The organism is Paraburkholderia sp. CI3 (assembly GCF_050436505.1).
Lineage (GTDB): Bacteria > Pseudomonadota > Gammaproteobacteria > Burkholderiales > Burkholderiaceae > Paraburkholderia > Paraburkholderia tuberum.
Window position 1 is genome coordinate 797,503 of sequence record NZ_JBNDMI010000002.1, and the last position, 25,117, is coordinate 822,619.

General features: G+C 61.1%; 20 protein-coding genes and 2 pseudogenes. 10 read left to right on the plus strand and 12 right to left on the minus strand.

The genetic code is table 11. The features are described from left to right. Window positions 1–11: 11 nt before the first annotated feature. From OKW29_RS06525 to OKW29_RS06550, 6 genes are all read right to left on the minus strand, one after another. The gene (locus OKW29_RS06525) at window positions 12–2,273 is read right to left on the minus strand and encodes a xanthine dehydrogenase family protein molybdopterin-binding subunit (protein ID WP_429290401.1); all 2,262 of its coding nucleotides are present in this window, start codon (window positions 2,271–2,273) and stop codon (window positions 12–14) included. Then, window positions 2,270–3,277 (minus strand): FAD binding domain-containing protein, encoded by a 1,008-nt coding sequence (locus tag OKW29_RS06530; RefSeq protein ID WP_429290402.1) that lies wholly within the window; start codon window positions 3,275–3,277, stop codon window positions 2,270–2,272. The genes OKW29_RS06525 and OKW29_RS06530 overlap by 4 nt, the downstream gene beginning before the upstream one ends. Next, the gene (locus tag OKW29_RS06535) at window positions 3,274–3,834 is read right to left on the minus strand and encodes a (2Fe-2S)-binding protein (protein WP_090809927.1); all 561 of its coding nucleotides are present in this window, start codon (window positions 3,832–3,834) and stop codon (window positions 3,274–3,276) included. Before OKW29_RS06535 ends, OKW29_RS06530 begins: the two co-directional genes overlap by 4 nt. A 190-nt stretch (window positions 3,835–4,024) precedes the next feature. After that, the gene (locus OKW29_RS06540; protein ID WP_429290403.1) at window positions 4,025–4,501 is read right to left on the minus strand and encodes a response regulator; all 477 of its coding nucleotides are present in this window, start codon (window positions 4,499–4,501) and stop codon (window positions 4,025–4,027) included. A gap of 443 nt (window positions 4,502–4,944) precedes the next feature. Next, window positions 4,945–6,618 carry an ATP-dependent DNA ligase gene (locus tag OKW29_RS06545; RefSeq protein ID WP_429290404.1) on the minus strand — a complete coding sequence of 558 codons (1,674 nt, stop codon included), beginning with the start codon at window positions 6,616–6,618 and terminating at the stop codon, window positions 4,945–4,947. Window positions 6,619–6,628: 10 nt separating this feature from the next. Next, a complete protein-coding gene (locus tag OKW29_RS06550; RefSeq protein WP_429290405.1) occupies window positions 6,629–7,711 on the minus strand; it encodes a ligase-associated DNA damage response exonuclease in 1,083 nt (360 codons plus the stop codon). 159 nt (window positions 7,712–7,870) lie between these two features. On the opposite strand from OKW29_RS06550, the gene OKW29_RS06555 reads away from it, so the two are divergent. The 7 genes and pseudogenes from OKW29_RS06555 to OKW29_RS06585 all read left to right on the plus strand — a co-directional run. After that, on the plus strand, window positions 7,871–8,773 hold the full coding sequence (locus OKW29_RS06555; protein ID WP_429290406.1) for a YihY/virulence factor BrkB family protein: 903 nt from the start codon (window positions 7,871–7,873) through the stop codon (window positions 8,771–8,773). 96 nt (window positions 8,774–8,869) lie between these two features. Then, complete coding sequence (locus OKW29_RS06560; protein WP_429290407.1) at window positions 8,870–10,705, plus strand: thiamine pyrophosphate-requiring protein; 1,836 nt, start codon at window positions 8,870–8,872, stop codon at window positions 10,703–10,705. A gap of 238 nt (window positions 10,706–10,943) precedes the next feature. Beyond that, window positions 10,944–12,044: a cell division protein ZapE gene (zapE, locus tag OKW29_RS06565; protein WP_429290408.1), complete on the plus strand. Its 1,101-nt coding sequence runs from the start codon at window positions 10,944–10,946 to the stop codon at window positions 12,042–12,044. Between the two features lie 250 nt (window positions 12,045–12,294). After that, window positions 12,295–12,723: a VOC family protein gene (locus tag OKW29_RS06570; protein WP_187628060.1), complete on the plus strand. Its 429-nt coding sequence runs from the start codon at window positions 12,295–12,297 to the stop codon at window positions 12,721–12,723. 228 nt (window positions 12,724–12,951) lie between these two features. Then, complete coding sequence (locus OKW29_RS06575) at window positions 12,952–13,239, plus strand: hypothetical protein (RefSeq protein ID WP_429290409.1); 288 nt, start codon at window positions 12,952–12,954, stop codon at window positions 13,237–13,239. 298 nt (window positions 13,240–13,537) lie between these two features. Further along, a pseudogene (locus tag OKW29_RS06580) lies at window positions 13,538–14,559 on the plus strand (IS30 family transposase). A gap of 286 nt (window positions 14,560–14,845) precedes the next feature. Then, window positions 14,846–14,974: pseudogene (locus OKW29_RS06585) on the plus strand (DUF3079 domain-containing protein); the annotation flags it as partial. Window positions 14,975–15,097: 123 nt separating this feature from the next. On the opposite strand, the gene OKW29_RS06590 reads toward OKW29_RS06585, so the two are convergent. The 3 genes from OKW29_RS06590 to OKW29_RS06600 form a co-directional block, all read right to left on the minus strand. Beyond that, entirely contained in the window at window positions 15,098–15,793 is a 696-nt protein-coding gene (locus OKW29_RS06590) for a phosphatase PAP2 family protein (RefSeq protein WP_429290410.1), read from the minus strand. 555 nt (window positions 15,794–16,348) lie between these two features. After that, window positions 16,349–16,579, minus strand: a complete 231-nt coding sequence (locus OKW29_RS06595; RefSeq protein ID WP_429290411.1) for a hypothetical protein — start codon at window positions 16,577–16,579, stop codon at window positions 16,349–16,351. A 271-nt stretch (window positions 16,580–16,850) separates the two neighbouring features. Further along, complete coding sequence (locus tag OKW29_RS06600; RefSeq protein WP_429290412.1) at window positions 16,851–17,762, minus strand: AraC family transcriptional regulator; 912 nt, start codon at window positions 17,760–17,762, stop codon at window positions 16,851–16,853. A 154-nt stretch (window positions 17,763–17,916) separates the two neighbouring features. On the opposite strand from OKW29_RS06600, the gene OKW29_RS06605 reads away from it, so the two are divergent. Continuing rightward, entirely contained in the window at window positions 17,917–18,750 is an 834-nt protein-coding gene (locus OKW29_RS06605; protein ID WP_429290413.1) for an oxidoreductase, read from the plus strand. Here OKW29_RS06605 and OKW29_RS06610 read toward each other — a convergent pair. Both OKW29_RS06610 and OKW29_RS06615 read right to left on the minus strand, forming a co-directional pair. Next, window positions 18,725–19,060, minus strand: a complete 336-nt coding sequence (locus OKW29_RS06610) for a hypothetical protein (RefSeq protein WP_184062307.1) — start codon at window positions 19,058–19,060, stop codon at window positions 18,725–18,727. The two genes, OKW29_RS06605 and OKW29_RS06610, sit on opposite strands and share 26 nt — an antisense overlap. 120 nt (window positions 19,061–19,180) lie before the next feature. Then, complete coding sequence (locus tag OKW29_RS06615; RefSeq protein WP_429290414.1) at window positions 19,181–19,537, minus strand: DUF4148 domain-containing protein; 357 nt, start codon at window positions 19,535–19,537, stop codon at window positions 19,181–19,183. Window positions 19,538–20,312: 775 nt separating this feature from the next. On the opposite strand from OKW29_RS06615, the gene OKW29_RS06620 reads away from it, so the two are divergent. Continuing rightward, the gene (locus tag OKW29_RS06620; protein WP_429290415.1) at window positions 20,313–22,262 is read left to right on the plus strand and encodes a hybrid sensor histidine kinase/response regulator; all 1,950 of its coding nucleotides are present in this window, start codon (window positions 20,313–20,315) and stop codon (window positions 22,260–22,262) included. Window positions 22,263–22,331: 69 nt separating this feature from the next. Next, window positions 22,332–24,278 (plus strand): hybrid sensor histidine kinase/response regulator, encoded by a 1,947-nt coding sequence (locus OKW29_RS06625; RefSeq protein WP_429290416.1) that lies wholly within the window; start codon window positions 22,332–22,334, stop codon window positions 24,276–24,278. Window positions 24,279–24,321: 43 nt separating this feature from the next. On the opposite strand, the gene OKW29_RS06630 is transcribed toward OKW29_RS06625, so the two are convergent. After that, window positions 24,322–25,026, minus strand: a complete 705-nt coding sequence (locus OKW29_RS06630; protein WP_429290417.1) for a LuxR C-terminal-related transcriptional regulator — start codon at window positions 25,024–25,026, stop codon at window positions 24,322–24,324. Window positions 25,027–25,117 lie beyond the last annotated feature (91 nt).

The window sequence follows — 25,117 nt, forward strand, 5'->3', positions numbered from 1 at the left end:
CAGGGGCGTAGTCAGCCGAGCAGCTTGTCGGGCGTAATGGGCAAATCGCGGATGCGTTTGCCGGTCGCATGCCAGATCGCGTTGCACACTGCCGCGGCCACGCCCACCACGCCGATTTCGCCGACACCTTTGACGCCGAGCGGATTGACGATGTCATCGCGCTCGTCGACGAACAGCACGTCGATCTCGTGAATGTCGGCATTCACCGGCATGTGATATTCGGCGAGGTTGTGATTCATCTGGCGTCCTAGCGCGTGATCGAACTGGCCGTGCTCGTGCAGCGCCATGCTGATGCCCCACACGACGCCGCCCGCGACCTGATTGCCCGCCGTCTTCGGATTGACGATGCGTCCCGCCGCGACCGCGCTGACCACGCGCGTCACCCGCACAGTGCCGAGCGCTTCGTCGACGCGCACTTCGGCGAACACCGCCGAATGCGTGCCCATCGAATACGCCTGCTGTTTTTCGTGCGGCTTCACGCTGGCCTGCTCTTCGAGTTCGTCCAGCCCGGCGCGCTGCAACAGCGTCGCAATCGCGATCGAGTCGTCCTCGTGTGGGCCGCACACGAGCCGGTTGCGCTCGCGCCGCACGTGTTCGCGAGTCGCCGACGCGAACCGTGCCCCACCATGTTCGCGCGCCAGTTCAACCAGACGGTTGTGCAGGCGCGTACACGCGGCATCGACTGCGCTGCCCACCGACGACACCGTCCACGATCCGCCCTCGATCGGCGCCTTCGGCAGCCGGGTGTCGCCGAGTTCGAAGCTGACGTCGCCGAGCGGCACGCCGAGCGCGTCGGCGGCGATCTGCGTCATCGCGGTGTAGGTTCCGGTGCCGATATCGGCGGTCGAACTCGACACGCTGACGCGGCCATCGGGCGTCAACACCGCGCGTGCGGCCGCTTCGTTCTGCATCGCGTCCCACACACCGGTCGCCATGCCCCAGCCGATCAACTCGTTGCCGTCGCGGCGTGCGCGCGCCTCGAGCGGCCGCCCCGCCCAGCCGAAGCGGGCCGCGCCTTCCCGATAGCAGTCGCGCAGCGCCTTGCTCGAAAACGGCAGATTCCTGTTCGCGTCGCGCTCCGCATAGTTGACGAGCCTCAATTCGAGCGGGTCCATCCGCAATGCCTCGGCCAGTTCGTCCATCGCGACTTCGAGCGCAAAGAGCCCTTGTGTCGCGCCGGGCGCGCGCATGTCGGCCGGTGTCGGCACGTCGAGCTTCGCGACCCTGTAGCCCATCGACACGTTGTCGCATCGATACAGCTGCCCCGCCCAGTTGACCACCACGTCGCAGTAGTCCTCGTAGCGCGAGGTTTCCGACACCGCCTCGTGGATCACCGCCTGCAGGCGGCCATCCGCCGACGCGCCGAGCGCGACGCGCTGCACCGTTTGCGGACGATGCGCGAAGGTGAACATCTGCTGCCGGGTCAGCGCGACGCGCACGGGTTTCTTCAGTTCGCGCGCGGCCATTACCGCGAGCGCCAGATGATATTGCGGCCTCAAGCCAGAGCCGAACGCGCCGCCGACGAACGGCGACACCACCTGCACTTCGTCGTCTTTCAAACCGAACACACGCGTCAGATAGCCCTTCGTATTGACGACGCCCTGAGTCTTTTCATAGACGGTCAAGCGTCCTTGCGCATCGGGCACCACGGTGCATCCGTGCATTTCCATCGGATTGTGATACTCCGGTGGTGTCGTGTAGAACGCGTCCACGCGCGCCTTTGCATCGGCCAAGGCCTTGCGTGGGTCGCCACGCTCGGGCGGAGGCGGATCGAAGCCGCCCTTCTCGGCCGACGGCGGCACGGCGCTCGTCAACGCTGCTTCGATATCGGTCTGGTGCGAGCCGGCCTCGTAACGCACCTGCACCAGCGACGCCGCGTAGCGCGCCAGTTCCAGCGATTGCGCGACCACCAGCGCAACCGGCTGCCCGCTGTACCACACGCGCTCGTCCCACAGCGGCCTCAATGGCGTGCCGCCGGGCGCGACCATGTCCTTGAACGCGTCGACGTCCGACGGCAGCGCCGGGCGCTTGCGATGCGTGAGCACGAGCAGCACGCCGGACAGCGCCTCGGCGGCCGAGGTATCGATCGACACGATCTTGCCTGTCGCGATCGTGCCCGACACGACGACGCCATACACGAGCCCTTCGACGCAGAACTCGGCGGCATATTGCGCGGCGCCGGTCACTTTGACGGGCCCGTCCACACGCGAATGCGGCACGCCGGTGGCAGGCTTCGGGCTGCCTGCCCAAGGCAAGGTATCGGCACGGTTCATCGCGCGGCCTCCTCGAACGAACGTTGTGTGGCCTCGCCGAAGGCGCGCACGATCACGCGCGCCGCGAGTTCGATCTTGAACGCGTTGTCGCGCTGAGCGCGCGCACCGCGCAGCAGCGTCGCCGCGAAATCGCGCAACGTTCGCGCGTTCAGCGTCGCGCCGCGCAGTGCGGCTTCGGCGGCGGGATCGCGCCACGGCTTGTGCGCGACCCCGCCGAGCGCGCAACGCGCGTCGACGATCCGCGCCTCGTCATCGAGTTCGACGCCGACCGCGGCCGACACCAGCGCGAACGCATACGATGCGCGGTCGCGCACCTTCACGTACGCGTGATGCGCGGCAAAGCCTTGCGGCGGCAGTTCGATCGCGGTCACGAGTTCGTCGTCGCGCAGGTTGGTGTCGATCTGCGGCGTATCGCCGGGCAGCCGGTGAAAATCCGCGAACGGCAGCGTGCGTGCGCCGTCGTTGCCGATCAGATGCACGGTGGCGCCGAGCGCCGCCAACGCGACGCACATATCGGACGGATGCACGGCGATGCAGTGCTCGCTCGCACCGAGGATCGCGTGAATGCGGTTCACGCCGTGCAGCGCCGGACAGCCGCTGCCGGGTTCGCGCTTGTTGCACGGCGTGCCAATGTCGTAGAAGTAGTAGCAGCGCGTACGTTGCAGCAGATTGCCGCCGACCGTCGCGACGTTGCGAATCTGCGGCGAAGCGCCCGCCAGGATCGCCTTCGCGAGCAGCGGGTAGCGTGTCGCGACGGTATCGTCATACGCGAGCGCGCTATTGGTTACGAGCGCGCCGATCTTCAGGCCGCCTTGCGCCGACGCTTCGATCTGCCTGAGCGGCAAACGGTTGATGTCGACGAGCAAAGCCGGCCGCGCCACGTCTTCGCGCAGCAGGTCGACGAGATTCGTGCCGCCCGCGAGGAACGCGGCGCCCCTGTCCGAACGATGCCGTTCGAGCGCATCCTGCACCGCATCGGCGCGCGTGTACGAGAAGCGGTTCATGGCCGCGCTCCAGATTTATTCGCGACCGCACTGTCTTGCCTTGCGTCATCGTCACCGAAATGCGCAGCGTCGAGAATCGCCGCGACGATGTTCGGATACGCGCCGCAGCGGCACAGATTGCCGCTCATCTGCTCGCGCACATCGTCCGCGCAGCGCGCATGTCCTTCTTCGAGCATCGCGTGCGCCGAGCAGATTTGTCCGGGCGTACAGTAGCCGCACTGGAACGCGTCGTGATCGATGAACGCCTGCTGCAGCGGATGCAACGTGTCGCCGTTCGCGAGACCTTCGATCGTCGTGATCGATGCGCCGTCGTACACGACCGCGAGCGCGAGGCAGGTATTGATCCGCTGGCCATTGACGATCGCCGTACAAGCGCCGCATTGGCCGTGATCGCAGCCCTTCTTGGTGCCGCTCAGGTGCGCATGCTCGCGCAGCAGATCGAGCAGCGAGGTCCACGCTTCGACGTCGAAGCGCCGCGTCTCGCCGTTGATCTCGAACGTCAATGCATGCGACGCGGGTGCGTCGGCCCGGGCGGTTTCAGCATCGGGGGTAGCCATTGGATTTCCTCCTCACGTCATCGGACTTTCAGCAACGAGTGGGCCTGCGTGCAATAGCGAGAGGAAACTGCTGCGCGCCGGACAGATGGCAGATAGATGGCAGATTGATGACAAACAGATTCGCAGAGCGACGAGTGCGATTTTCTGGCGACGACCGTGCAGAAATAACAGAACTGTCAGTAAGTTTTCGCTAACAACGTGATTCAGATGATGGCTCCGCCGCATGCAACGCCGCCGCTGATTCGAGCACGCGCAGCAGACGCTCGGGTGTCAACGGTTTAGCGCAGTGCGCGTCGAAGCCGGCGGCCTTCGCGAGCGCGCGATCGTCGCGCGACGCAAACGCGGTACACGCGACCAGCAGCATGTGTGAAGTCTGCGGATGCGCGCGCAGCTGCCGCGCGAGTTCGAGCCCGTCGAGTCCAGGCATCTTGATGTCGAGCACCACCGCGAACGGCTGCCATTCGCGCGCGGTCTCGCACACGGCAAACGGATCGTCGAGCGCGCGGCATTCGAAGCCGTCGGCCATCAATAGCATTTGCAGCGCATCGGCCGCTTCCCGGTAATCGTCGACTACCAGCACACGACGATGCGCGGCCATCGCATAGCGGATCGGCCGCCATACGAGCACGTCGTCGCTGCTGTCCACGTTGTCGTTGAACACTGTCATTATTTCTCGCCCTTTTACATTCGCCCTGAAGGGCATCCGCGCCACACGTGCAAGATTCGATCCCATTGCTTTTGCCGGACTACGATCAGCTTTTTGTTATTCCCGCTTCGCATCGGACGATGCCGCGGCCAGCACGCCTCGTCGCGCATTCCAGCGTTTCAATCAGCTGGAATGCGGGATTCAGCGTGCCCATTCATCACGGCGTTTGAATGACGGCGCCTACGATGTGCGCGCTGCGCAACATCGATTGACGCTCTGTCTTTGTGCTATCCGCCTCGTTCCGGGGCGTCGCAGGTTATCCGCAATTTCAACGGATTGGGGGGCCACGCAATGCATGCCGCTTGCGCGCTGATGGCGCGAATCGATGACGCGGTCTTAACAAAGAATAAGCGACGATGCCGATAAAAAAATGCTCGACATGTTAGGGGTTTGTGCTCTGCGGGTTATCCCGCACGATTATCGATGAACCCTTTCAGCATCGCGAGCGTATCGGCGTCGTCGATGTGTTTGTCCGTGCGCCAGCGCAGCATGCGCGGAAAACGCACGGCCACGCCGGACTTGTGACGCGAGCTCGCCTGTATCCCTTCGAAGCCGATCTCGAACACGAGCGTTGGCGTCACGCTGCGCACGGGGCCGAATTTATCGACGGTGGTCTTGCGCACGATCGCATCGACCCGACGCATCTCTTCATCCGTGAGCCCTGAATAGGCCTTCGCGAACGGCACCAACGTGCGCACGCCGTCGGCCTCGTCCCACACCGCGAACGTGTAGTCCGTGTAAAGACTCGCGCGACGGCCGTGACCGCGCTGCGCGTAAACAAGTACAGCGTCCACCGCATAAGGCTCGATCTTCCATTTCCACCACGTGCCCGACGCCTTGGTACGACCGACGCCGTACATCGACTCGCGCTCCTTGAGCATCAAACCTTCGACGCCGCGCGCGCGACTCTCGTCGCGCAACGCCGCGAGCGCGGTCCAGTCCGCTGCAAGGACGAGCGGCGATATGCGCAGCAGACCACGCGCGAGCGTGCCATCGACGGAGCTGGCCAGCGCATCGAGGCGTGCGCGCCGTTCAGCGAGCGGGTTCATGCGCTGGTCCCGTCCGTTTGCTTCGAGCAGATCGTATGCGAGCAGCGCGGCGGGCGAATCCGCGAGTATCCTGCGCGTCAGCGTCTTGCGCGCGATGCGCGGTTGCAGCCGCGCGAACGGCAATGGCGCTGCCGCGCCCGGCTCCCACGCGAGAATCTCGCCATCGATCACGTAGCCATCGGGTAATGCCTCGCCCAATGCCGCGACTTCGGGAAAACGATCGGTAATCAGATCCTCGCCGCGCGACCACAACCACACGCGGCCGCCGCGTTTGACGAGTTGCGCGCGTATGCCGTCCCACTTCCACTCGATCAGCCAGTGCGCGGGATCGCCGAGCGTGGCCGGATCGGTCTGCAAGGGATGCGCGAGAAAGAACGGATACGGCAGGCCGAGGTCGCTATCGTGTTCAGGCGCGTGCGCTTGCGTATCGTCGTCGGTCTGCGGCGCGATCAGACGCAGATAGCGCGCCGCATCGGGCTTCTGTTGCGAATCGGTCCAGCCGACCATTCGTTGCGCGATCCGCTTGTGATCGACGCCGGCCACTTCGGCGAGCGCACGCACCACCAGTTGCCGCGCGACGCCGACACGAAAGCCGCCGCCGATCAGCTTGGTCAGCAGGAAACGACCGCCCCAGTCGAGTTCGTCCCAGTAGCTGAGCAGACGCCTGCGCAACTCGTCGGGCGGCAGGCCGCGCAGCGGCAGCATGCGTTGCTCGATCCATTGCGTGAGACCCAGCTCGGAGTTGCGCGACGCCGGCGGCAGGATATGCGCGATGGTCTCGGCCAGATCGCCCACCGCGTGATACGACTCCTCGAACAGCCACTCGGGCAAGCCGGCGCGCTCGCGCGCGATTTCGGTCAGCAAACGCGTCGGCACGAGTTGACGCGGCTTGCCGCCCGCGAGGAAATACGACGCCCATGCCGCGTCTTCGGGGTCGGCCACCGAGAAATAACTGGTCAGCGCCGCGAGCTTGTCGTGCGTCGACGTGGTCGCATCGAGCGCGGTGTAGAGAGCCGCGAAGCGTTTCATACGGTGCCCGTCATGATTCGCTCGCCGCCGGCGCCTGGTCGGCGCCGGCCGCATCGGCTTCGACGGTATCGTCGCCGTATTGCGTTTCGAACGCGCTGGCGTGCAGGCCCTGCTCGTTGAGCCAGCGCACCATCGGTTCGATCGAGCCATGCGTGACGATCACGCGGGAGGCGCCGCTCTCGCGTATCGCCGTTTGCAAACCCGGCCAGTCCGCGTGATCCGACAGCACGAAGCCACGATCGACGCCGCGCCGGCGACGCGCGCCGCGCAGGCGCATCCAGCCCGACGCGAACGCATCGCTATAGTCGCCGAAGCGCTTGAGCCACGCGCTGTTCTGCGCGGACGGCGGCGCGACGATCAGCGCCTGTTTGAATACGCCCTTGTCTTTCGCGGCAATCTCGCCGACCAGACCGACCGCCGGCAGACGCACGCCCGCGTCGCGATACGCGCGATTGAGCGGCCCGAGCGCGCCGTGGCAGAAGATCGGCCCGATCGCCGCATCGACACTCGCGAGCACGCGTTGCGCCTTGCCGAATGAATAGCAGAACAGCACCGACGCGCGCCCTTCGGCGGCGTTGTGACGCCACCATGAATCGATCGAATCGAACACGCTTTGCGGCGTATCCCAGCGATAGATCGGCAGACCGAACGTCGATTCGGTGATGAACGTATCGCAGCGCACCGGTTCGAACGCGGCGCAGGTCGGATCGGCTTCGAGCTTGTAGTCGCCCGATGCGACCCACACGCGGCCCGCGTGTTCGATGCGCACCTGCGCCGAGCCGAGCACGTGCCCGGCCGGATGCAGCGACACGCTCGCCGCGCCGATTGTCAACGGCTCGCCATAGTCGAGCGTGTGCAGCGCGATGCCGGGCAGCCGCGACAGCAGCACGCTCGCGCCCGCGCGCGTGGCCAGGTAGCGCTGATGACCGAAACGCGCGTGGTCGGAATGCGCATGTGTGATCACCGCGCGTTCGACCGGCCGCCACGGATCGATGTAAAAATCGCCGGGCGGGCAATACAGTCCCTCCGGCCGCGCGATCACCAGATCGTTGGCTTGCGGCGCGGTGTCGGTCTGACGCGGCGGCTGATCCATCGGCTGTCCTCGGCAAGGGAACGCGATCTTGCGAACGCGGCCAAGCAAACTATATGCCGCGCCATTGATGGCCCCGTTTCTGCTTACGGTATATAAAGCACACAGGCGTGTCGAGAGCGGCTGCCATCCGGCAGTGCCCGGCGCGCACCGCGAGGCCTCATGCCGATCCTGCTCGACCAGCAAGCGCTGTATATCGCCAGACATCCCTGGCGCTTCCTGCTGCAAACGCTGAAAGCGTTTCGCGCGAACCAGGGGCTGCTGCTCGCGGGCGCGGTCGCGTACTACGCGCTGCTGTCCATCGTGCCGCTGCTGATCCTGATCGTCATCGTGTTGTCGCGCGTGGTGCCGCAGCAGCTGGTGCTCGACGCGCTTGCGCATCTGCTGCGCTGGCTCGTGCCCGGACAATCGGCCGCGCTCGTGCGTGAGCTGTCGAACTTCCTGCTGCATCGCGCGGTAATCGGCTGGGTGCTGCTGCTGACGATGATCTTCTTCAGCTCGCTCGCGTTCACCGTGCTCGAAAACGCGATGTCGCTGATCTTCGTGCATCGGGTCGTCGTGAAGCGGCGCCACTTCCTGATCTCGGCGCTGCTGCCGTACTGCTACATCCTGTTTCTCGGCGTGGGCCTGCTGATCGTCACGTTCGTGTCGAGCGCGCTCGACACGATCGGCGCCGAAGGACTCAGACTGTTCGGCCTGCACGTATCGTTGCAGGGCTTCTCGCGAGTGATGCTGTATCTGTTCGGGCTCGCCGGCGAAATCTTCGTGCTGACCTCGGTTTATCTGGTGATGCCGGTGGGACGGCCGTCGCTCAAACACGCGCTGATCGGCGGCGTGGTGGCCGGCGGGTTGTGGGAGATCACGCGGCACGTGCTGGTCTGGTATTTCGCCACGCTGTCGCAGGTCAGCGTCGTCTATGGCTCGTTGACGATGGCGATCGTGATCCTGCTCAGCTTCGAATGGCTCGCGACACTGCTGCTGTTCGGCGCGCAGGTGATATCGCAATACGAGCGCTTCGGCCACGAACCGCTCGACGCGCCGCAGCCGAGGATCAAGACCGGGTAGCAAGCCATTCGCAAGGAACAAGCCTTGCTCGCCGATACCGACGACGGCCGCCCATTTCGCGCGGCGGCATCGACTGGCTATCGAGGAGCGAGGATCATGGCTGAAACCGTCGGCGATTTCATCATCGGGCGGCTGCACGCATGGGGTGTGCGACGAATCTACGGCTATCCGGGCGACGGCATCAACGGCGTGTTCGGCGCGTTGAACCGCGCGCAGAGCGAAGCGAAGAAACGCCACAAAAGCACGGATCAGCCGGGGCCGATCGAATTCATTCAGGTCCGTCACGAAGAAATGGCCGCGTTCATGGCCTCCGCGCATGCGAAATTCACCGGCGAGTTGGGCGTGTGCATCGCCACCTCGGGGCCGGGCGCATCGCATCTGCTGACGGGGCTGTACGACGCGCGCATGGATCACATGCCGGTGCTGGCGATTACCGGTCAGCAGGCGCGCGCGGCGATCGGCGGACACTATCAGCAGGAGCTCGATCTGCCCGCGATGTTCAAGGACGTGGCCGGCTCGTTCGTCGGCTTTGCGACGATGCCCGCGCAGGTCCGTCATCTGGTCGATCGCGCAGTGCGCATCGCGCTCGCCGAGCGCGCGGTCACGGCGCTGATACTGCCGAACGATCTGCAGGACATTTCCTACGAGCCGCCGGGGCGCAAGCATGGCACGCTGCATTCGGGCATCGGTTACGCGCGCCCGCGCGTCGTGCCGAGCGACGAGCAATTGCGCCAGGCCGCCGACGTGCTGAACGCGGGCCGCAAGGTCGCTATCCTGGTCGGCGCGGGCGCGCTGCACGCGACCGACGAAGTGATCGCGATCGCCGAGAAGCTCGGCGCCGGCGTCGCCAAGGCGCTGCTCGGCAAGGCCGCGCTGCCCGACGATCTGCCGTGGGTGACCGGTTCGATCGGCCTGCTCGGCACGAAGCCGAGCTACGACATGATGACCCATTGCGATACGTTGCTGATGATCGGCTCGGGCTTCCCCTACTCGGAATTTCTGCCGAAGGAAGGCGACGCGCGCGGCGTGCAGATCGACATCAAGGCCGACATGCTGAGCCTGCGTTATCCGATGGAAGTGAACCTCGTCGGCGATAGCGCCGAGACGCTGCGCGCGCTGCTGCCGCTACTCGAGCAAAAGAAGGATCGGCTGTGGCGCGAGCGCATCGAAGGCTGGGTGTCCGACTGGTGGAAGACGCTGGAGAAACGCGCGCACGAACCCGCGAAAGATGGCCTGAATCCGCAGCTCTCGATATGGGAGCTGTCGAAGCGCATACCCTCGAACGCGATCGTCACCAGCGATTCGGGCTCGGTCGCGAACTGGTACGCACGCGATCTGCAAGTGCAGCGCGGCATGATGTGCTCGCTGTCGGGCGGGCTCGCGTCGATGGGCGCGGCCGTGCCCTATGCGATCGCGGCGAAGTTCGCGTACCCCGAGCGGCCCGTGATTGCGCTCGTCGGTGACGGCGCGATGCAGATGAACAACATGGCCGAGCTGATCACGGTCGCGAAGTACTGGCAAGGCTGGAGCGATCCGCGCTGGATCTGCATGGTGCTCAACAATGGCGACCTGAATCAGGTCACATGGGAGCAGCGCGTGATGGAGGGCGATCCGAAGTTCGAGGCCTCGCAGAGCATTCCGTCCGTGCCGTATCACCGCTTCGCGGAGATGATCGGTCTGAAGGGCATCTATGTCGACAATCCCGATCAGATGGCCACCGCCTGGGACGACGCGCTCGCGTCGAATCGTCCGGTCGTGATCGAGGTGAAGGCCGATCCGAACGTGCCGCCGCTGCCGCCGCACGTCACGCTCGCGCAGGCAAAGGCGTTCGTCGAGACGTTGATGAAGGGCGACCCCGATCAGGGCAACGTGGTGGTCGAAACGGCGAAGCAGGTGCTCGGTGCCGTGCTGCCGGGGCATCACGACAAATGACGCGGTAGCGGCTCGACGACGCGTGTGCGCGCCAACGTTCGACGCAGAACGTGGCTGGTAAAATGGCGCGCGCTCCGTGCACGCGCTCATTGGGTCTGCTTCGCCGCAGGCCATCACGTCGGCCGTTATCTCATGCTCACACACGTCCTCGCCGTTTTCGCGGCGGCCCACACTGCGTCATTCGCGCAAGTCGCATCATTCGCGTCGTTCGCGTCATCAGGCATGGACGCTCTTGCCCATGCTTGACGAAACCCGCATCGCGCGCGCACTGACCGCGCGCGGCATCTCTGCCGATGCACGGCAGCGCGAGGCCATCGGCGCGCTCGTCGGGTTGGTCGGCGCGCAGCAGCGCGCGCGGCAGGCATGGTCCACCGCCGCGTTCGGGCCGCAAGGCGTCTACTGTCACGGACTGCCGGGCCGCGGTAAGAGCCTCGTCGTCGATACGCTGTTCGAGCTTGCGCCATGCCGCAAACGGCGCCTGCATTTCCACGAGTTCCTGCGCGAGATGAACCGCCGGCTCGTGCACGCGCCGCGCGGCGACGACCGGCTCGGCGACGTGTCGCGGCAATGGCTCGACGGTGTCGAGCTGCTGTGCTTCGACGAATTCCATGTGCACGATATCGCCGACGCGTTCCTGATGGGCCGCTTTCTCGACACCGCGATCAACCTGGGCACGCGTATCGTGCTGACGTCGAACTACGCACCGGACGATCTGTTGCCCGACCCCGAGTTTCACGAGCGCTTTCTGCCGACCATCGCGCAGATCAAACGCGGCTTCACGGTGATCCATTTCGACGGCGTGCGCGATTACCGCTTCAGCGGCGAAGCGGCCGAGGTGCCGCGCTTTTTCGCGCCGCTCGACGCATCGAGCGAGGCCGCGTTGCGCGATATCTTCACGAGCCATGAACGCGACGCTGCGATCGAGCCGGTCAGGCTGAGCGCGGCGGGCCGGCCGCTCGAAGCGCGGGCAGCCGGCCGCGCGCTGCTGTGGGCGGACTTCGAGCAGTTGTGCGTCGCAAGCCGCTCGCACCTCGACTACCTCGATCTCGCCGAGCAATGGCAAGGCTTGATCGTCGATCGTCTGCATACGGAAGCGCTGAGGCAGCCGCATACGCTGCAGCGCCTCGTCTGGCTGATCGACATCTTCTACGACCGCAAGCGTGCGCTCTTCATCGCCTCCGATCAGCCGATCGAGACCGCGTTGATCGGTCTCGAAGGCGCGCATGATCTGTCGCGTACGCTGAGCCGGCTGGCCGAGATGGAGTCGCGCGCATATCGCGGCACGCTTGAACGGGGCGGCGAGGACAACGCGCAAGACGGCATCAACGCCAAGGCTTGATGGCCGGGCATCGGACCCGCGCGAATTTCTGCAATTCTTGCAAAGCGACGGTAAAGCGTGCCAACGCCGTTTCGCCTCGACGCACGCGCCACGGCGCCGCGCGATGCATCGCCGGCCACCCGAAACAAGCCTACACTCAACCATGCCATGCCCCGCGGTACCGGAAAACTCGCCGCCAGATCAGTTCGATGGGCGTGGGCGAACCTGTTCGTTCTTCATCGCGCCGCTCTTTCGCGGCAAAGGAGAAGCCATGGAAAAGATCCCAAAAGCCACGGCCTTGTTCATCGCAGGTTTTGGCCCGATTGTGATTGAAGCCCAGGCAAGCCGCGATCTCTACGGTCGGGCCTTCGGTATCCCCTTCAAGGAAGAGAACGGCGGCTATCTCCATACGGAGGGTCTGAACGGCGCAAACTCTTTCGCCTTGTGGCCGCTCTCCCACGCCTCGCAGTCGTGCTTCGGCACGGATTCGTGGCCTCGCGACGTACCCATCCCGCAAGCCTGGATCGAGTTTGATGTCGACGACGTCCAGGCGGCAACGGCGGAACTTGAATCGCAAGGGTATCGGATGCTGGTCAGGAACCGGAATGAGCCGTGGGGCCAGACGGTCAGTCGCTTCATCGGGCCGGAAGGATTGCTGGTCGGAATCACGTTTACGCCGTGGATGCGGGAAGAGAAATAATGGCGGCCGCAGTGGGCGTCTTGCGCGCGGTGACTGATAGCCTCAGATTGGGGACCAGCGCGCGTCAGGTTACCCGGTTAGCGCCGAAAATCGATATTCACCATTGTGAATAATGCGCGTAACTATCAGCCATCGCTTTCCTAAACTTGGCATTAGGCGAGCACGACGGAAACGGTGCGGAAGCATCGTTTGCGTCGAAATCGCAGTCCAACCAAGGAGACGCGTGTCATGAAGAAGGCAACCAGCACATTGATCGCGGCCGTCGCCGCACTCACGCTGTCGGGCAGCGTATATGCACAAAGCAACAACACGCTGGCGACTCCGACCACACAGTCGCCGGCCGCTGCAACGAGTGGCTACGGCACGCCTGGCGCCACCAACACGGACAGCGGCGCCGCGTCGTCGACCTCGGGCCAGCCGAATAGCGCGAACAGTCGCTCGACGTCCCGCCCCCCCGCTTACGGGGTTAACAACTCGCTTGCGACCCCAACCACAAAGTCGCCAGCCGGCCAATGAGAGCAATCAAGGCTGGCAACCGGGCGCAAATGAGCGCAATGCGACCAGGCGGTTCAATTTCGTCGGGCGTAGCGTGACCGAATAGCCGCGACTGGGAACACAGATTGCGACGGTAGAAAAAAGTTGGTGTGTGCGAAGGGCCTCGAGAAGCCATCTGGTTGTCATTTTGGCTTCGCTTATAGCGCTAAAGCATACGAGGCATATCGGGGGAATCTGTGCGCTTCCAGACAATTCTTCAGCAATAAAGGGGCGGCCTCAATTGTGAAGTGCAACACCTTGGACCTGCTAAGGTGCGCACATGAATTCGCGAACATATCAGCAGTTGCAGCCTGAAGAACGTCTCACTATTGCCAGCATGAAACAGCAGGGGTTGATCGTTCGGGCCATGGCCCGAACGATCGCCGCTCGGCGTCGAGCGTAAGCCGCGAGCTGGCACGCAATACCCTTGCTGTGCGTGGCTACGCTTCGGTTCACGCGCAGGCCATCAGTTCGAGCCGTCGGGCGGCGGCTCGCCCGTCGCACAAACTGGACCCGCAAGGCGCGCTGTGGCGCATTGTGCTCAGCCTGCTGGACTGGAAGTGGTCGCCACAGCAGATCTCCGGTACCCTGAAACGCATGTGGCCTGATGACCCGAGCATGCATGTCTCGCACGAGACGATCTACAACGCGATCTACGCGCGGCCGCGCGGCGAGCTGCGTCGCCAGCTCATCGCGTGTCTGCGCCAGACCCACAATACGCGTATGCCGCGCAGTCGCGGCAACGACAGGCGCGGCCAGCTGGCCGGCATGCTGAGCATCCATGTGCGTCCTCCTGAAGTCGACGATCGCGTCATGCCCGGACATTGGGAGGGCGACTTCATCAAGGGCGCGGGCAACCGCTCCGCCGTGGGCGTGCTGGTCGAGCGTTCCAGCCGGCTTGTGCTGCTGGCGAAGATGAACGACGCCACTGCCGCCTCCGCGCTGGCTGGCTTCAGCGCCAAACTGAACTCCATCGCCGCTCCGATGCGCCAGAGCCTGACCTACGATCAGGGCAAGGAAATGGCGCGACATACCGAACTCACTGCCGCCACCGGCGTGCGCGTGTACTTCTGCGACCCGCACAGTCCGTGGCAACGCGGCACCTGCGAGAACACCAACGGGTTGCTGCGTCAGTACCTGCCCAAAGGTACGGATCTGTCCGTGTGCAGCCAGGATGAACTTGACGCCATCGCTGACAGCATGAATAGCAGGCCACGTGCTACGCACGCATTTCACTCGCCTCTGGAGGTCTTCGCACGCATGCTCGAAGCCGCTTCACTGCCTCCGCCTGCGTTTCATTAACCCCGTTGCGCTTCACCCTTGAAACCGCCAGGCAAAACGGCTATTGAAGACGACACATTGGATTAGTTTATCTCGCTACGCTTGATCCTGGCCGCGTGCCTTAAACGCACGCCGAATTGCATCATGCGTGCTGTCGGGCACGCGAATCGCGGCCACCATTTGATGGAGTATGCCACCCTGCTCGGCTTGCAGTCCCTGGACCGGTTCTATGGGATTGGGTGTCATCAATCTCGCCTGCTCGCCGGGATGTAGAAGCCCGTGAAGCTCCTGCAAGGCCGTCGCGGTGTCCGACACGACGGCTGCGAACGGGCAGAGCCGCACCCAGCATCCGGCGGTACTGCTCGGCGATGACTGGCTCGAGCAAGGCAACTGGGGGATCGAGGTCAACACGTCGGGTGAAACCGTCACGTCATGAGGAGCCTGTGCGATTGCCGACTATCAAGCACTCGCTGCGCCCCATCAAATGACAATGGACTGGCGGTATCGATCAGATACGCTTGGTCGATCTCAGCCTGGCGCGCGCGTTTTCCCCGCGTGGTCATTGGCCTTGCAATACCGACCGCCCCAGAACCAGTAACTCGTTGAACTGGGTTACCAGTTCAAAACACAAGGCAAACGACAGGGTATAAAAGGGCCCGGGAAATTTGTGCATCCACCCCAGAATCGGCACTGAAAAACACGTTCTAACGGCGTCCCGAGTCATTATCCAGGTGATGGTCGCTCCAATCGCCGCCCCCGCAAGTATGTCGGTCGGATAGTGCCAGCCGAGATAAACGCGCGGCAGACAAATGAAGATCGCGGTGTATAAAAGTGCGAGCATGCCGACGCCGCGCCAAACCAGAAAGATCCCAGTTGCGACCGAAATCCACAGCATTGCGTGGTCACTCGGAAAGGAGCTCCAGGCTGGCAGCACGGCCGCGTCCAGACCACCCGATGGAAAATTCAAGTGCAGTTCAGGATTAAAGAGAGGCCGCATACGGAATGGCAAATAATGGGCAATGAGCCTGAATAGTGTGAGCGCCAGAAGGCCGCTCGCGATCGTCGCGACGACCATTTCACGCTCCCATTCGCCACGCTGGCTGGGTTTGAACCATATCCACCACAATACGGGCATGAGCACCAAACCTTTGAATGTGTATAGGTCCGCGATGATTCTTATCGCGTGGTTCAACATGGCGCAACTCAAAGCAATGTGCGTCAGGAAAGTTTGGATTGCTGTATCGAAAAGGTCCATTCTGCAATTTCTCCAATTTTTTTAGTTATAAAGTTTCTGAGCAGCGGAAGCGGGCACGGGTTGTGTCGCGATCTGAAGCCTGCCGTCGTCAAAGCCAAAAACCATCAATTCTCGCGCCACGTTGGATCGCGATTGGCAGTTGGTTGGGGCGTGTCGTGGCGCCTTGTCAGGTGAGCGCGGGCATGCTATCGGAAACAAGCCTGGGGATGGCTTTGCCGAACCTCGGCAAAGCGGGATGGATCCTGTGTCCGCTGGTACGCTCATCTCTGCTAGATCTGCCTTCAAAAGAGTCTCGTCTCGGCGACAGGAGATTGGAAGCCATCCGGAAGCCGCCTCATTGGGTTGTCGACCAGTGTTACCCGGTTTATTGTTTGAGATGCCTGATGCTCAATGAGATCGACGTTACTGCATCGCGGTGGAATAGAAAGTGGCTTGACCCGGCCGCCGCGCCTCGACAACTCCGGCCGCGGCTGCTCTTGCGCAGTCAGACATAGCTGAGTTGCGTTTATCGCGCAGGCTTCGATTCAAGAAGACTCCGGCGAATGGGAGCGATAGTCATTCCACCAATCGCATCTGCCCGCGGGTTTCGAGTCGTTGCTGCGCAAGAACTTTAGCCTTGCGACGTTTTCGCGAACCCTCACGCAGGCACATGGCCCGACGAGTTCGTGCTTCGTCATCCACACACGCACAGCCATCTGGGCGCGTGACCGCGATTGCGTATTCGTCGTCAAGAGAAGTGGTCAACACGGGGCCTTTACCAGGCCGCTCGAAAAAAATCTTGGGCATGGGGTCGTTTCCACTTGGTTTCTACGTCGCGCAGCCGACCGACCAGCGGTGTGTTGTTGATCGAGTCCTTCATGCAGTCAGTTGATCCGTTGGCTCGGTGGTTTGCATCGTCGCTTGAAAACGGCCGCCGTCCCACTATCCCCCCTAACTTTCGGACAATCGGTGCGATATCGAACGTTCGCGCTCAGCGGTGCCGGTTGTGACTCACCGTCTAGCAGACACTCGTGGATGTCCGATCACTGATCTACGATCGAACCGAACCGAGGCAAATTCAGTGCGACGAGACATAAGTTGTATCACCGAATACTGCCGGGATCGCGAAGCTCTCGCGCATACGCTTAGCCTCTGCGGCCGGCGTCAAGCCAAACAGACGCCTGAATTCCCTGCTGAACTGGGACGGGCTCGCATAACCCACAGCGTGTCCCGCCGCCTCCGCGGTTAGCTCCTCGCGCACCATTAACAGGCGAGCCTGATGAAGGCGCGTCGACTTCACATATTGCATCGGCGACACCTGCGTAATTGCCTTGAAGTGGCTGTGGAAACTCGGAATGCTCATACCCGCTTCGTCGGCCAGTTGCCTCACGTCGAGGGGCTGAGCATAGCTTGCATGAATCAGGCGGAGTGAGCGGCCTATCTGTCCGAACTGTCCTCGCATCGCCAAAGCCTCGCGCAACGAGCCTCCCTGGGCTCCGGTGAGCACCCGGAAATACAGTTCACGCAGCAGCCCGGCGCCCAACACAGCAGATTCGAGCGGCCGATGCATCGCCTCGAGGAAGCGCAGCACGGACGCTTGCATTGCGTCATCCATCGGCGTCGACATCATGCTTTGAGGTGCTGGTGCGCACTCCCCCACGCCTTCGCGGTCGATCCGCTCCGCAAGTTCGGCGGCCAATGCGAAATCTAGGTGCAGATACAGCGCGAGCAGTGGGCGCTCCTCGGTTGCGTCGGTCTCCATGCTGAACGGCACGGGCACGGACACGGCCAGGTAGTGACGCTCGTCGTACAGGTAGAGCTGGTCGCCGAAATAACCTCGCTTGCGGCCCTGGCAGACGATCACGATACCGGGATCGTACAGAACGGGCGTGCGCGATAGCGCCCGGTTCGACCGCAAGATGCGGACGCTCGGCAGTGCCGTCAGGTTGTAGCCCTCGTCAGGCGCCAACGCGCGTAGCAGGACAATCATGCGTTTCTGGCTTCGAGAGGATAGAGCTGGGTGCTGGGCCAAAGCGCGTATCGTGTTCATAGTTTTATGCAAGAAAATCAGCGGAATTCGGCTTAATTTGCCTCGCTGGTCAGATTAGTATGCACTCTCCAATCGACATTCGGGAGAAGCTTCAATGGCAACCAGCAAAACTCTGCTCATCACCGGCGTCAGCAGCGGCTTTGGCCGCGCGCTCGCACAGGAAGCGCTGTCGGTGGGTCACAAGGTCGTCGGTACGGTGAGAAGTGCCCAGGCAAAGCGTGAATTCGAGTCCGTATCCGCGAATGCCGCTTGGGGACGCGTGCTCGACGTGACCGACTTCGACGCGATCGACGGCGTCGTGGCGGAAATCGAGGCTGGCGTCGGCCCAATCGATGTGCTGGTCAACAATGCCGGCTACGGCCACGAGGGCATCATGGAGGAATCGCCGCTCTCGGATATGCGCCGACAGTTCGATGTGAATGTATTTGGTGCGGTCGCCATGATGAAGGCCGTCCTGCCGTTCATGCGTGAGCGCCGCCGCGGCCACATTCTGAATATCACATCGATGGGCGGCTACATCACGATGCCGGGAATCGCTTATTACTGCGGGAGCAAGTTTGCGTTGGAGGGCATCTCCGAGGCGCTTGGCAAAGAGGTCAAGCCCTTCGGTATTGCCGTGACGGCCGTGGCGCCGGGCTCATTTCGCACTGACTGGGCAGGTCGCTCGATGACGCGGACCCCCCGCTCGATTTCGGATTACGACGATATTTTCAATCCCATCCGCCAGGCCCGCGAGGAAAATAGCGGCAAGCAGTTGGGAGATCCCAGGAAAGCGGCGCGCGCAATGCTGGCCGCCATGGCAGCGGATCATCCGCCCACGCGTCTTTTGCTCGGTAGCGACGCACTCGGGCTCGTTCGAGACAAGTTGTCGGCATTGAACGTGGAAATCGATGCGTGGGAGGCTACCACCGTTTCGACGGACGGCTGATGAGCGCCGAGGCTGAGAAGCTGTCGAGAACCGTATCCCGCGGCGTCGGGTGCGAACGAAGCGATGCTTGCCCGATCTGAAAGTCCGTTGGCAGCGAGGATTTGTTGAGCCAGACGCGAAAGCTCATCGAAGGCGGCTCGATGCTCGAATGGATTAAGGGGCGAAGGAGATGTATGACCAACGTCCCGAGGATCAGCAACATCGCGCCTGCAACGCTGTTGTTAGTGCGCAGCAATACATTGGCGACGTAAAGTGTCAACGAGGTCAACACCATGTGGCCGGCGATGCGTATCGACCGCGGGTTCATCATTTCACCTGGAATTCGTTGCGCAGGGTCCGAAGATTCGGACGCCACCGGTGAGGACGCCCCCAGACGATCCAGGCACGTTACCCGGATCGTCGGGGCGGTGTCGGGCGAGCCATCTCGCGGTCAATTACCGAAGAAAAGGTTGCAATAACTTGCGGGGCCGACGCACGACGATGGCGAGGGCTTCGACACATGCTGGACACTGCCGGAAGCTGCGGTGCCGTTGGTCGTCGTACCGCCAACGTCACTGTTGCCCGCCTGCTGGCTGTCCTGTGCAGCGATCTTCGCTTCAGCAGCCTGAATTTGCTCGGGATACGTCGTATGGTCGCCGTCGCCCACGTGATAGCCGGCCTGCTCGAGACGGATCAGTTCCGCGCGCACCTGCGCACGGGTGACGGGCGCGGTGCTCTGAGCGAAGCTGACGACCGGGCTGGCAAGCGCACAGCTGGCGAGGACAAGGCATGCAAGGGTTTTCATCATGGAGCTCCTTGATTCATGGCTAACTTAACAATCGGGAAACCGAATAGCACACTGCAGCCAGTTCTGCAGACAAACTGCAAGTTGTGGTTGATATGGGGTGTGGAGTCGTCCGCGACTCAGCTGGCTTAACTCGGTGGCGTATTGCGGATCATGTCGATCTCCCTGAAAGTGAGGTGGAAAACGTCGCGCATGTACGCACTGCGTTTTCCGCATCGGCCGGTTATAGAGCCGTACTCGTAACAGGCATTCGACAAGAGAAGAACGCGGGCCGTTGTGCGGTGATTGACGCCCTTCTTGTATCGAATTATGTTGCATTATTGCGCCGTGTAATCGTGTCAGTTGTAGTTACGTCGATAATTTGATGTTCGGCATTAAATGTTCCTTTTCGGGAGAATAAATGTTGGGTGTCGCTTTACGATTATTCGTTAGGGTGATTTCTTGAGAGTACGGCGCACGCCTGGTTACGGATGCAGTTCGACGCGGCACACGCGGAGCGAGCACCCAATATCGCAATTGGCGAGCCGTGCTTGATCAGGACAACCGCGAGTTAGTGGTACTGCGCAGCGCGAGAGATCAGCCTCATACTTACCCTCGTTGAGCAGCTTTGACGGTCTTCCACCCAACGCTCGGCACAGCGGGCACAAATCTCGGGTAGGGACCACCTGCGTGGATCACGAACTTTTGTTCGGCAAAAAACAGAACACTTGTCCATCGACTTGCTGGCGGACCGCTAGCACAATGGCGTGTAGCTGCACCTGATTCCCGGAGGCCTGTTATGGCGTCCTGTACTCGAACACCACGTGATTCCGACGCGGGCGAAAAGCCCGGGGCCAGAACATCACTGTGCGCGGGCGAAACGGCTCACACAATCGAGCGCCGCAGATTCGCTGAATTTATGAATCTTTTTGTGGGACCGGTTGCAGCACTCAGTACTGAGCAGAATCTCCTCGTCAAACGCGAGTTATTGCAATCGCTGTCCCGCCGATCGGTATATTGGATCGCGCTACTGCTGGTCGGAAGCCCGTTCTGGTTCGTATTCGGATCGTGGATCAAAACATCGGATATTTATCCCTTGTTCCGTATCGTCTGGATCCTGGGACTGTGGGGGATAGCCGCTCCTTTGGCAGCATACTTGCTGAAAAAGACCATGACGCTCCCGAAGCACGCCAGCGTCAACGCGGTCGAGCAGATGCACTGGGCATGGGCTGCATTGGTCATGCTGACATCTTTCTGGTGGGCGGCGGCCAGCTTTGGGCTCATCCCACCCAAATTCGTGGTCCTCCATGGTTATTACTTTAGATTCGGCCGGTATGGCTTTCTGGAACTGACGATGATCTGCCAGGCATTTACGTTGCTGCTGCTCGCACCCAGTCTTCGTGCGGCTTTAGGCGCACTCGTGATTGGCACTATCCCATTCGGATTTAACATGGCACCACTGTTCTTTATTAACCGGCCAGGAATGTTTGACTGGTATACGGCTCAAATAATTGGCTATTGTGTCGTCGCATGGTTCATTTGCAACGATCAGCAACGCACATGTGTAAAAGAGGTTGTTCTCGAGGAGGCGCGATCTCAGGCTGTAGCGGCAACGGCGGAGAAGAACCAATTTATCGCCGCAATAAGCCATGACCTGCGTCAACCGCTCACCACGCTCGGCCTGAAGTTAGATTTCATCGGGCGGGGCATTAAATCGACCAATCTGGTTGAAGACGTCTCGATTGCGCAAAGGCAAGTGGATGCAATGGAAGGGATGATTAACGGGGCACTGGATATCTGCCGCCTCGAGTCCGGCACCTGGAATGTAGAAATTCAGGAGGTGGCGCTGCCTTCCCTTTTACGCGGCATAGTCGTGGATATGCAGCCGCTGGCTGAGGCAAAGGGGCTGAAGTTAAGACTCCGTAGTCGCCCCTATCTGGTCCGTACGGATCGACATGCGTTGGACAGGATCGTCCGGAATATGGTGCTCAATGCGGTCCGTTACACGCCTTCCGAACAGGGAGGCAAGAAGGGACATGTTCTGGTGAGTTGCCAGAGGCGAGGCAGCCGCATAAAGATAAGCGTCTGGGACAACGGGATCGGTATCCCTGAAGGTCGACAGGCGGATATCTTCAAAAGCTATGTACAGGTCGATAATCCCGAGAGGAATCGTGAAAAAGGGTTCGGCCTGGGTCTGTCCATTGTCCAGGGTCTCGCGAGCCTTCTTGGTCACAAACTGGACGTGGACTCGACACCAGGACGTGGATCGCGTTTTTCGGTTACGGTCCCGTTCATGGGACTCATACCGCCGGAGTTGCGCGAGGTTCAAACGGTTGAAGACGGCGACCCGGACCTGACCAATATGGTCGTGGCGATCATCGAGGACAACAGCGACTTAAGAATCGAAATATCGATGCGCCTGATCGAGCATGGCTGCTACGTCGTGGCGGGGGAATCATCATCCGACGTCATCGAGCAGTTGCGCATTGAGGCTCTGGCAAGTGGTCCGCACTTCATCCTCTCCGGCTACCGGCTGGAAAACGAGGACGGCATTGCGGCGATTACGGCGGTCCGCGCTGCTACCGACGCTTCGATCCCTGCGATCCTGTGGTCGGGAGACACCTCGTCAGCTGTGCTCAAAAAAGTAGCCGTCAGTGGCATCAAGCTTTTGTCGAAACCGGTTTCGGAACGAACCTTATTGACCGCACTTGCAGAACATAAGCCAAAAACATTGACCGAAGGCGGGTGAAAGAGATGGCAGGGGAACACAAAGCTTGCATAACGGAGCGTAGCTGCACTTGATTCTCGGAGGCCTGCTATGGCGTCCCGTATTCAAACACGACGTGATTCTGACTCGGGCGAAAAGCGCGGGGCCAAAACATCACTGTGGGCGGGTGAAACGGCTCACGAAATCGAGCTCCGCAGATTCGCTGAATTTGTGAATCCTTTTCTGGGACCCGTTGCAGCACTCAGTACCGAGCAGAATCTCTATGTCAAACGTGAGTTATTGAAATCGCTGTCCCGTCGAGCGGTATGTTGGACCGCGCTAGTGTCGGTCGGAGCCACACTGTTGTGCATATATGGATCGTGGATCAAGACGTCGGATAGCTATCTTTGGTTCCGTGTCGTCTGGGTCCTGGGACTGTGGGGGATAGCCACTCCCATGGCAGCATACTTGCTGAAAAAGACCATGGCGCTCCCGAAGCACGCCAGCGTCGACGCGGTCGAGCAGATGCACTGGACATGGGCTGCAGTCGTCACACTGACATCGTTCTGGTGGGCGGCGGGTAGCTTTGGGCTCACCCCACCCGATTTCTCGGGCCATGCTCCCTACGTCAAATTGGCCAGTTCTGGCTTCCTTGAGTACACGCTAATCAGCCATACATTTACCTTGCTGCTGCTCGCACCGAGTCTTCGTGCGAATTTAGGTTCATTCGTGCTCGGGGCTATCCCGTTCGGATTTAGCTTGGGACCACCTCTATTTATTTACCGGCCAGCAATGCTGGGCTTTTATACGGCTCAACTAATTGGCTATTGTTTCCTCGCGTGGTTTATTTTTTACAGTCAGAAACGCGCATATGTTAAAGAGATTATTCTCGAGGAGGCGCGTTCTCAGGCTGTAGCGGCAACGGCGGAGAAGAACCTGCTGATCGCTGCGATAAGCCATGACCTGCGTCAACCGCTCACCACGCTCGGCCTGAAGTTAAATTTCATCGGGCGGAGCATTAAATCGACCAATCTGGTCGAAGGCGTCTCGATTGCGCAAAGGCAAGTGGACGCGATGGAAGGAATGATTAACGGGGCACTGGATATCTGCCGCCTCGAGTCCGGCACCTGGAATGTAGAAATTCAGGAGGTGGCGCTGCCTTCCCTTTTACGCGGCATAGTCGTGGATATGCAGCCGCTGGCTGAGACGAAGGGGCTGAAGTTAAGACTCCGTAGTCGCCCCTATCTGGTCCGTACGGATCGACATGCGTTGGACAGGATCGTCCGGAATATGGTGATCAACGCGGTCCGTTACACGCCTTCCGAACAGGGAGGCAAGAAGGGACATGTTCTGGTGAGTTGCCAGAGGCGAGGCAGCGGCATAAAGATAAGCGTCTGGGACAACGGGATCGGTATCCCTGAAGGTCGACAGGCGGATATCTTCAAAAGCTATGTACAGGTCGATAATCCCGAGAGGAATCGTGAAAAAGGGTTCGGCCTGGGTCTGTCCATTGTCCAGGGGCTCGCGAACCTTCTTGGTCACAAACTGGACGTGGACTCGACACCAGGACGTGGATCGCGTTTTTCGGTTACGGTCCCGTTCATGGGACTCATACCGCCGGAGTTGCGCGAGGTTCAAACGGTTGAAGACGGCGACCCGGACCTGACCAATATGGTCGTGGCGATCATCGAGGACAACAGCGACTTAAGAATCGAAATATCGATGCGCCTGATCGAGCATGGCTGCTACGTCGTGGCGGGGGAATCGTCATCCGACGTCATCGAGCAGTTGCGCATTGAGGCTTTGGCAAGCGGTCCGCACTTCATCCTCTCTGACTACCGGCTGGAAAACGAGGACGGCATTGCGGCGATTACGGCGGTCCGCGCTGCTACCGACGCTTCGATCCCTGCGATCCTGTGGTCGGGGGACACCTCGTCAGCTGTGCTCAAAAAAGTAGCCGTCAGTGGCATCAAGCTTTTGTCGAAACCGGTTTCGGAACGAACCTTATTGACCACACTTGCAGAACATAAGCCAAAAACGTCGACCGAAGGCGGTTAAAAGTGATGGCAGGGAAACATGAAGAGCGGTGTAGCAGAGATCTTCACGACAGTCGCGTATCTGCCGCCCCGCTTCCAAGGGTAAGCTCGGCATTGACTCGAAGTGCAGCTTCAACGCGGTTTCTGACTTGAAGTTTGTCGTAAATAACACAAGAAACCTGTCTGACATGTCCCTCGGAGACGCCAAGCTCTCTTGCGATCTGTTTACCTGAGAGGCCACGTGCAATGCAACGCGCCAAATCCCACTCTCGCGGAGAAAGCCCAAGATGATGCTGATTCCGGCTAGCTGAGGGCGCTTGTGTCGAGCAGGCAAAGCGGAGCAAGACTTCTTCCGGAATCCAGAGTTCACCTCCTAAGATCCTGCTCAGTCCAATGAACATTTTTTTGTGCGCGCCTCCTTTCAACAGGATTCCTCGAGCGGCGTAGTCACGCATGCACATTCGCAAAATTTCAACTTCATGATCGTTTCCAGGAGCAAGTCCTGTGCAGATGACCACGGGAACATTGGATGGATTTCCGGCCTGAAAATGCTCAAGTGTCGCGGCGCCACGATTCTCACCATCCAGATTAAGATCCAGGAATACCAGGTCCGGGCACGGTGTCTTGTTGACTTCTTCAAGCGCGCTGGCAAGCGTAAAGACGGGCGTGATGTCGATTGGGGCTGCGCTCAGTTCCGACGCGTGTGTTTGGACATATTCGGAAAGAGCAACGCAAAGAATTTCGTGGTCATCGACCCATAGGATTTTCATGGTCGCTTCTCCTCTTTATACATCCGAGAAAAGCATCGATCGTGCGCTACTTTTGTGCGTTTGTGCGGAGCACTGTCTGACAGCTTAGCAT

Coding starts and splice junctions, on each gene's coding strand:
- OKW29_RS06525 (WP_429290401.1), bottom strand. CDS start 2,273: ATGAACCGTGCCGATACCTTGCCTTGGGCAGGCAGCCCGAAGCCTGCC.
- OKW29_RS06530 (WP_429290402.1), bottom strand. CDS start 3,277: ATGAACCGCTTCTCGTACACGCGCGCCGATGCGGTGCAGGATGCGCTC.
- OKW29_RS06535 (WP_090809927.1), bottom strand. CDS start 3,834: ATGGCTACCCCCGATGCTGAAACCGCCCGGGCCGACGCACCCGCGTCG.
- OKW29_RS06540 (WP_429290403.1), bottom strand. CDS start 4,501: ATGACAGTGTTCAACGACAACGTGGACAGCAGCGACGACGTGCTCGTA.
- OKW29_RS06545 (WP_429290404.1), bottom strand. CDS start 6,618: ATGAAACGCTTCGCGGCTCTCTACACCGCGCTCGATGCGACCACGTCG.
- OKW29_RS06550 (WP_429290405.1), bottom strand. CDS start 7,711: ATGGATCAGCCGCCGCGTCAGACCGACACCGCGCCGCAAGCCAACGAT.
- OKW29_RS06555 (WP_429290406.1), top strand. CDS start 7,871: ATGCCGATCCTGCTCGACCAGCAAGCGCTGTATATCGCCAGACATCCC.
- OKW29_RS06560 (WP_429290407.1), top strand. CDS start 8,870: ATGGCTGAAACCGTCGGCGATTTCATCATCGGGCGGCTGCACGCATGG.
- zapE (WP_429290408.1), top strand. CDS start 10,944: ATGCTTGACGAAACCCGCATCGCGCGCGCACTGACCGCGCGCGGCATC.
- OKW29_RS06570 (WP_187628060.1), top strand. CDS start 12,295: ATGGAAAAGATCCCAAAAGCCACGGCCTTGTTCATCGCAGGTTTTGGC.
- OKW29_RS06575 (WP_429290409.1), top strand. CDS start 12,952: ATGAAGAAGGCAACCAGCACATTGATCGCGGCCGTCGCCGCACTCACG.
- OKW29_RS06590 (WP_429290410.1), bottom strand. CDS start 15,793: ATGGACCTTTTCGATACAGCAATCCAAACTTTCCTGACGCACATTGCT.
- OKW29_RS06595 (WP_429290411.1), bottom strand. CDS start 16,579: ATGCCCAAGATTTTTTTCGAGCGGCCTGGTAAAGGCCCCGTGTTGACC.
- OKW29_RS06600 (WP_429290412.1), bottom strand. CDS start 17,762: ATGATTGTCCTGCTACGCGCGTTGGCGCCTGACGAGGGCTACAACCTG.
- OKW29_RS06605 (WP_429290413.1), top strand. CDS start 17,917: ATGGCAACCAGCAAAACTCTGCTCATCACCGGCGTCAGCAGCGGCTTT.
- OKW29_RS06610 (WP_184062307.1), bottom strand. CDS start 19,060: ATGATGAACCCGCGGTCGATACGCATCGCCGGCCACATGGTGTTGACC.
- OKW29_RS06615 (WP_429290414.1), bottom strand. CDS start 19,537: ATGATGAAAACCCTTGCATGCCTTGTCCTCGCCAGCTGTGCGCTTGCC.
- OKW29_RS06620 (WP_429290415.1), top strand. CDS start 20,313: ATGGCGTCCTGTACTCGAACACCACGTGATTCCGACGCGGGCGAAAAG.
- OKW29_RS06625 (WP_429290416.1), top strand. CDS start 22,332: ATGGCGTCCCGTATTCAAACACGACGTGATTCTGACTCGGGCGAAAAG.
- OKW29_RS06630 (WP_429290417.1), bottom strand. CDS start 25,026: ATGAAAATCCTATGGGTCGATGACCACGAAATTCTTTGCGTTGCTCTT.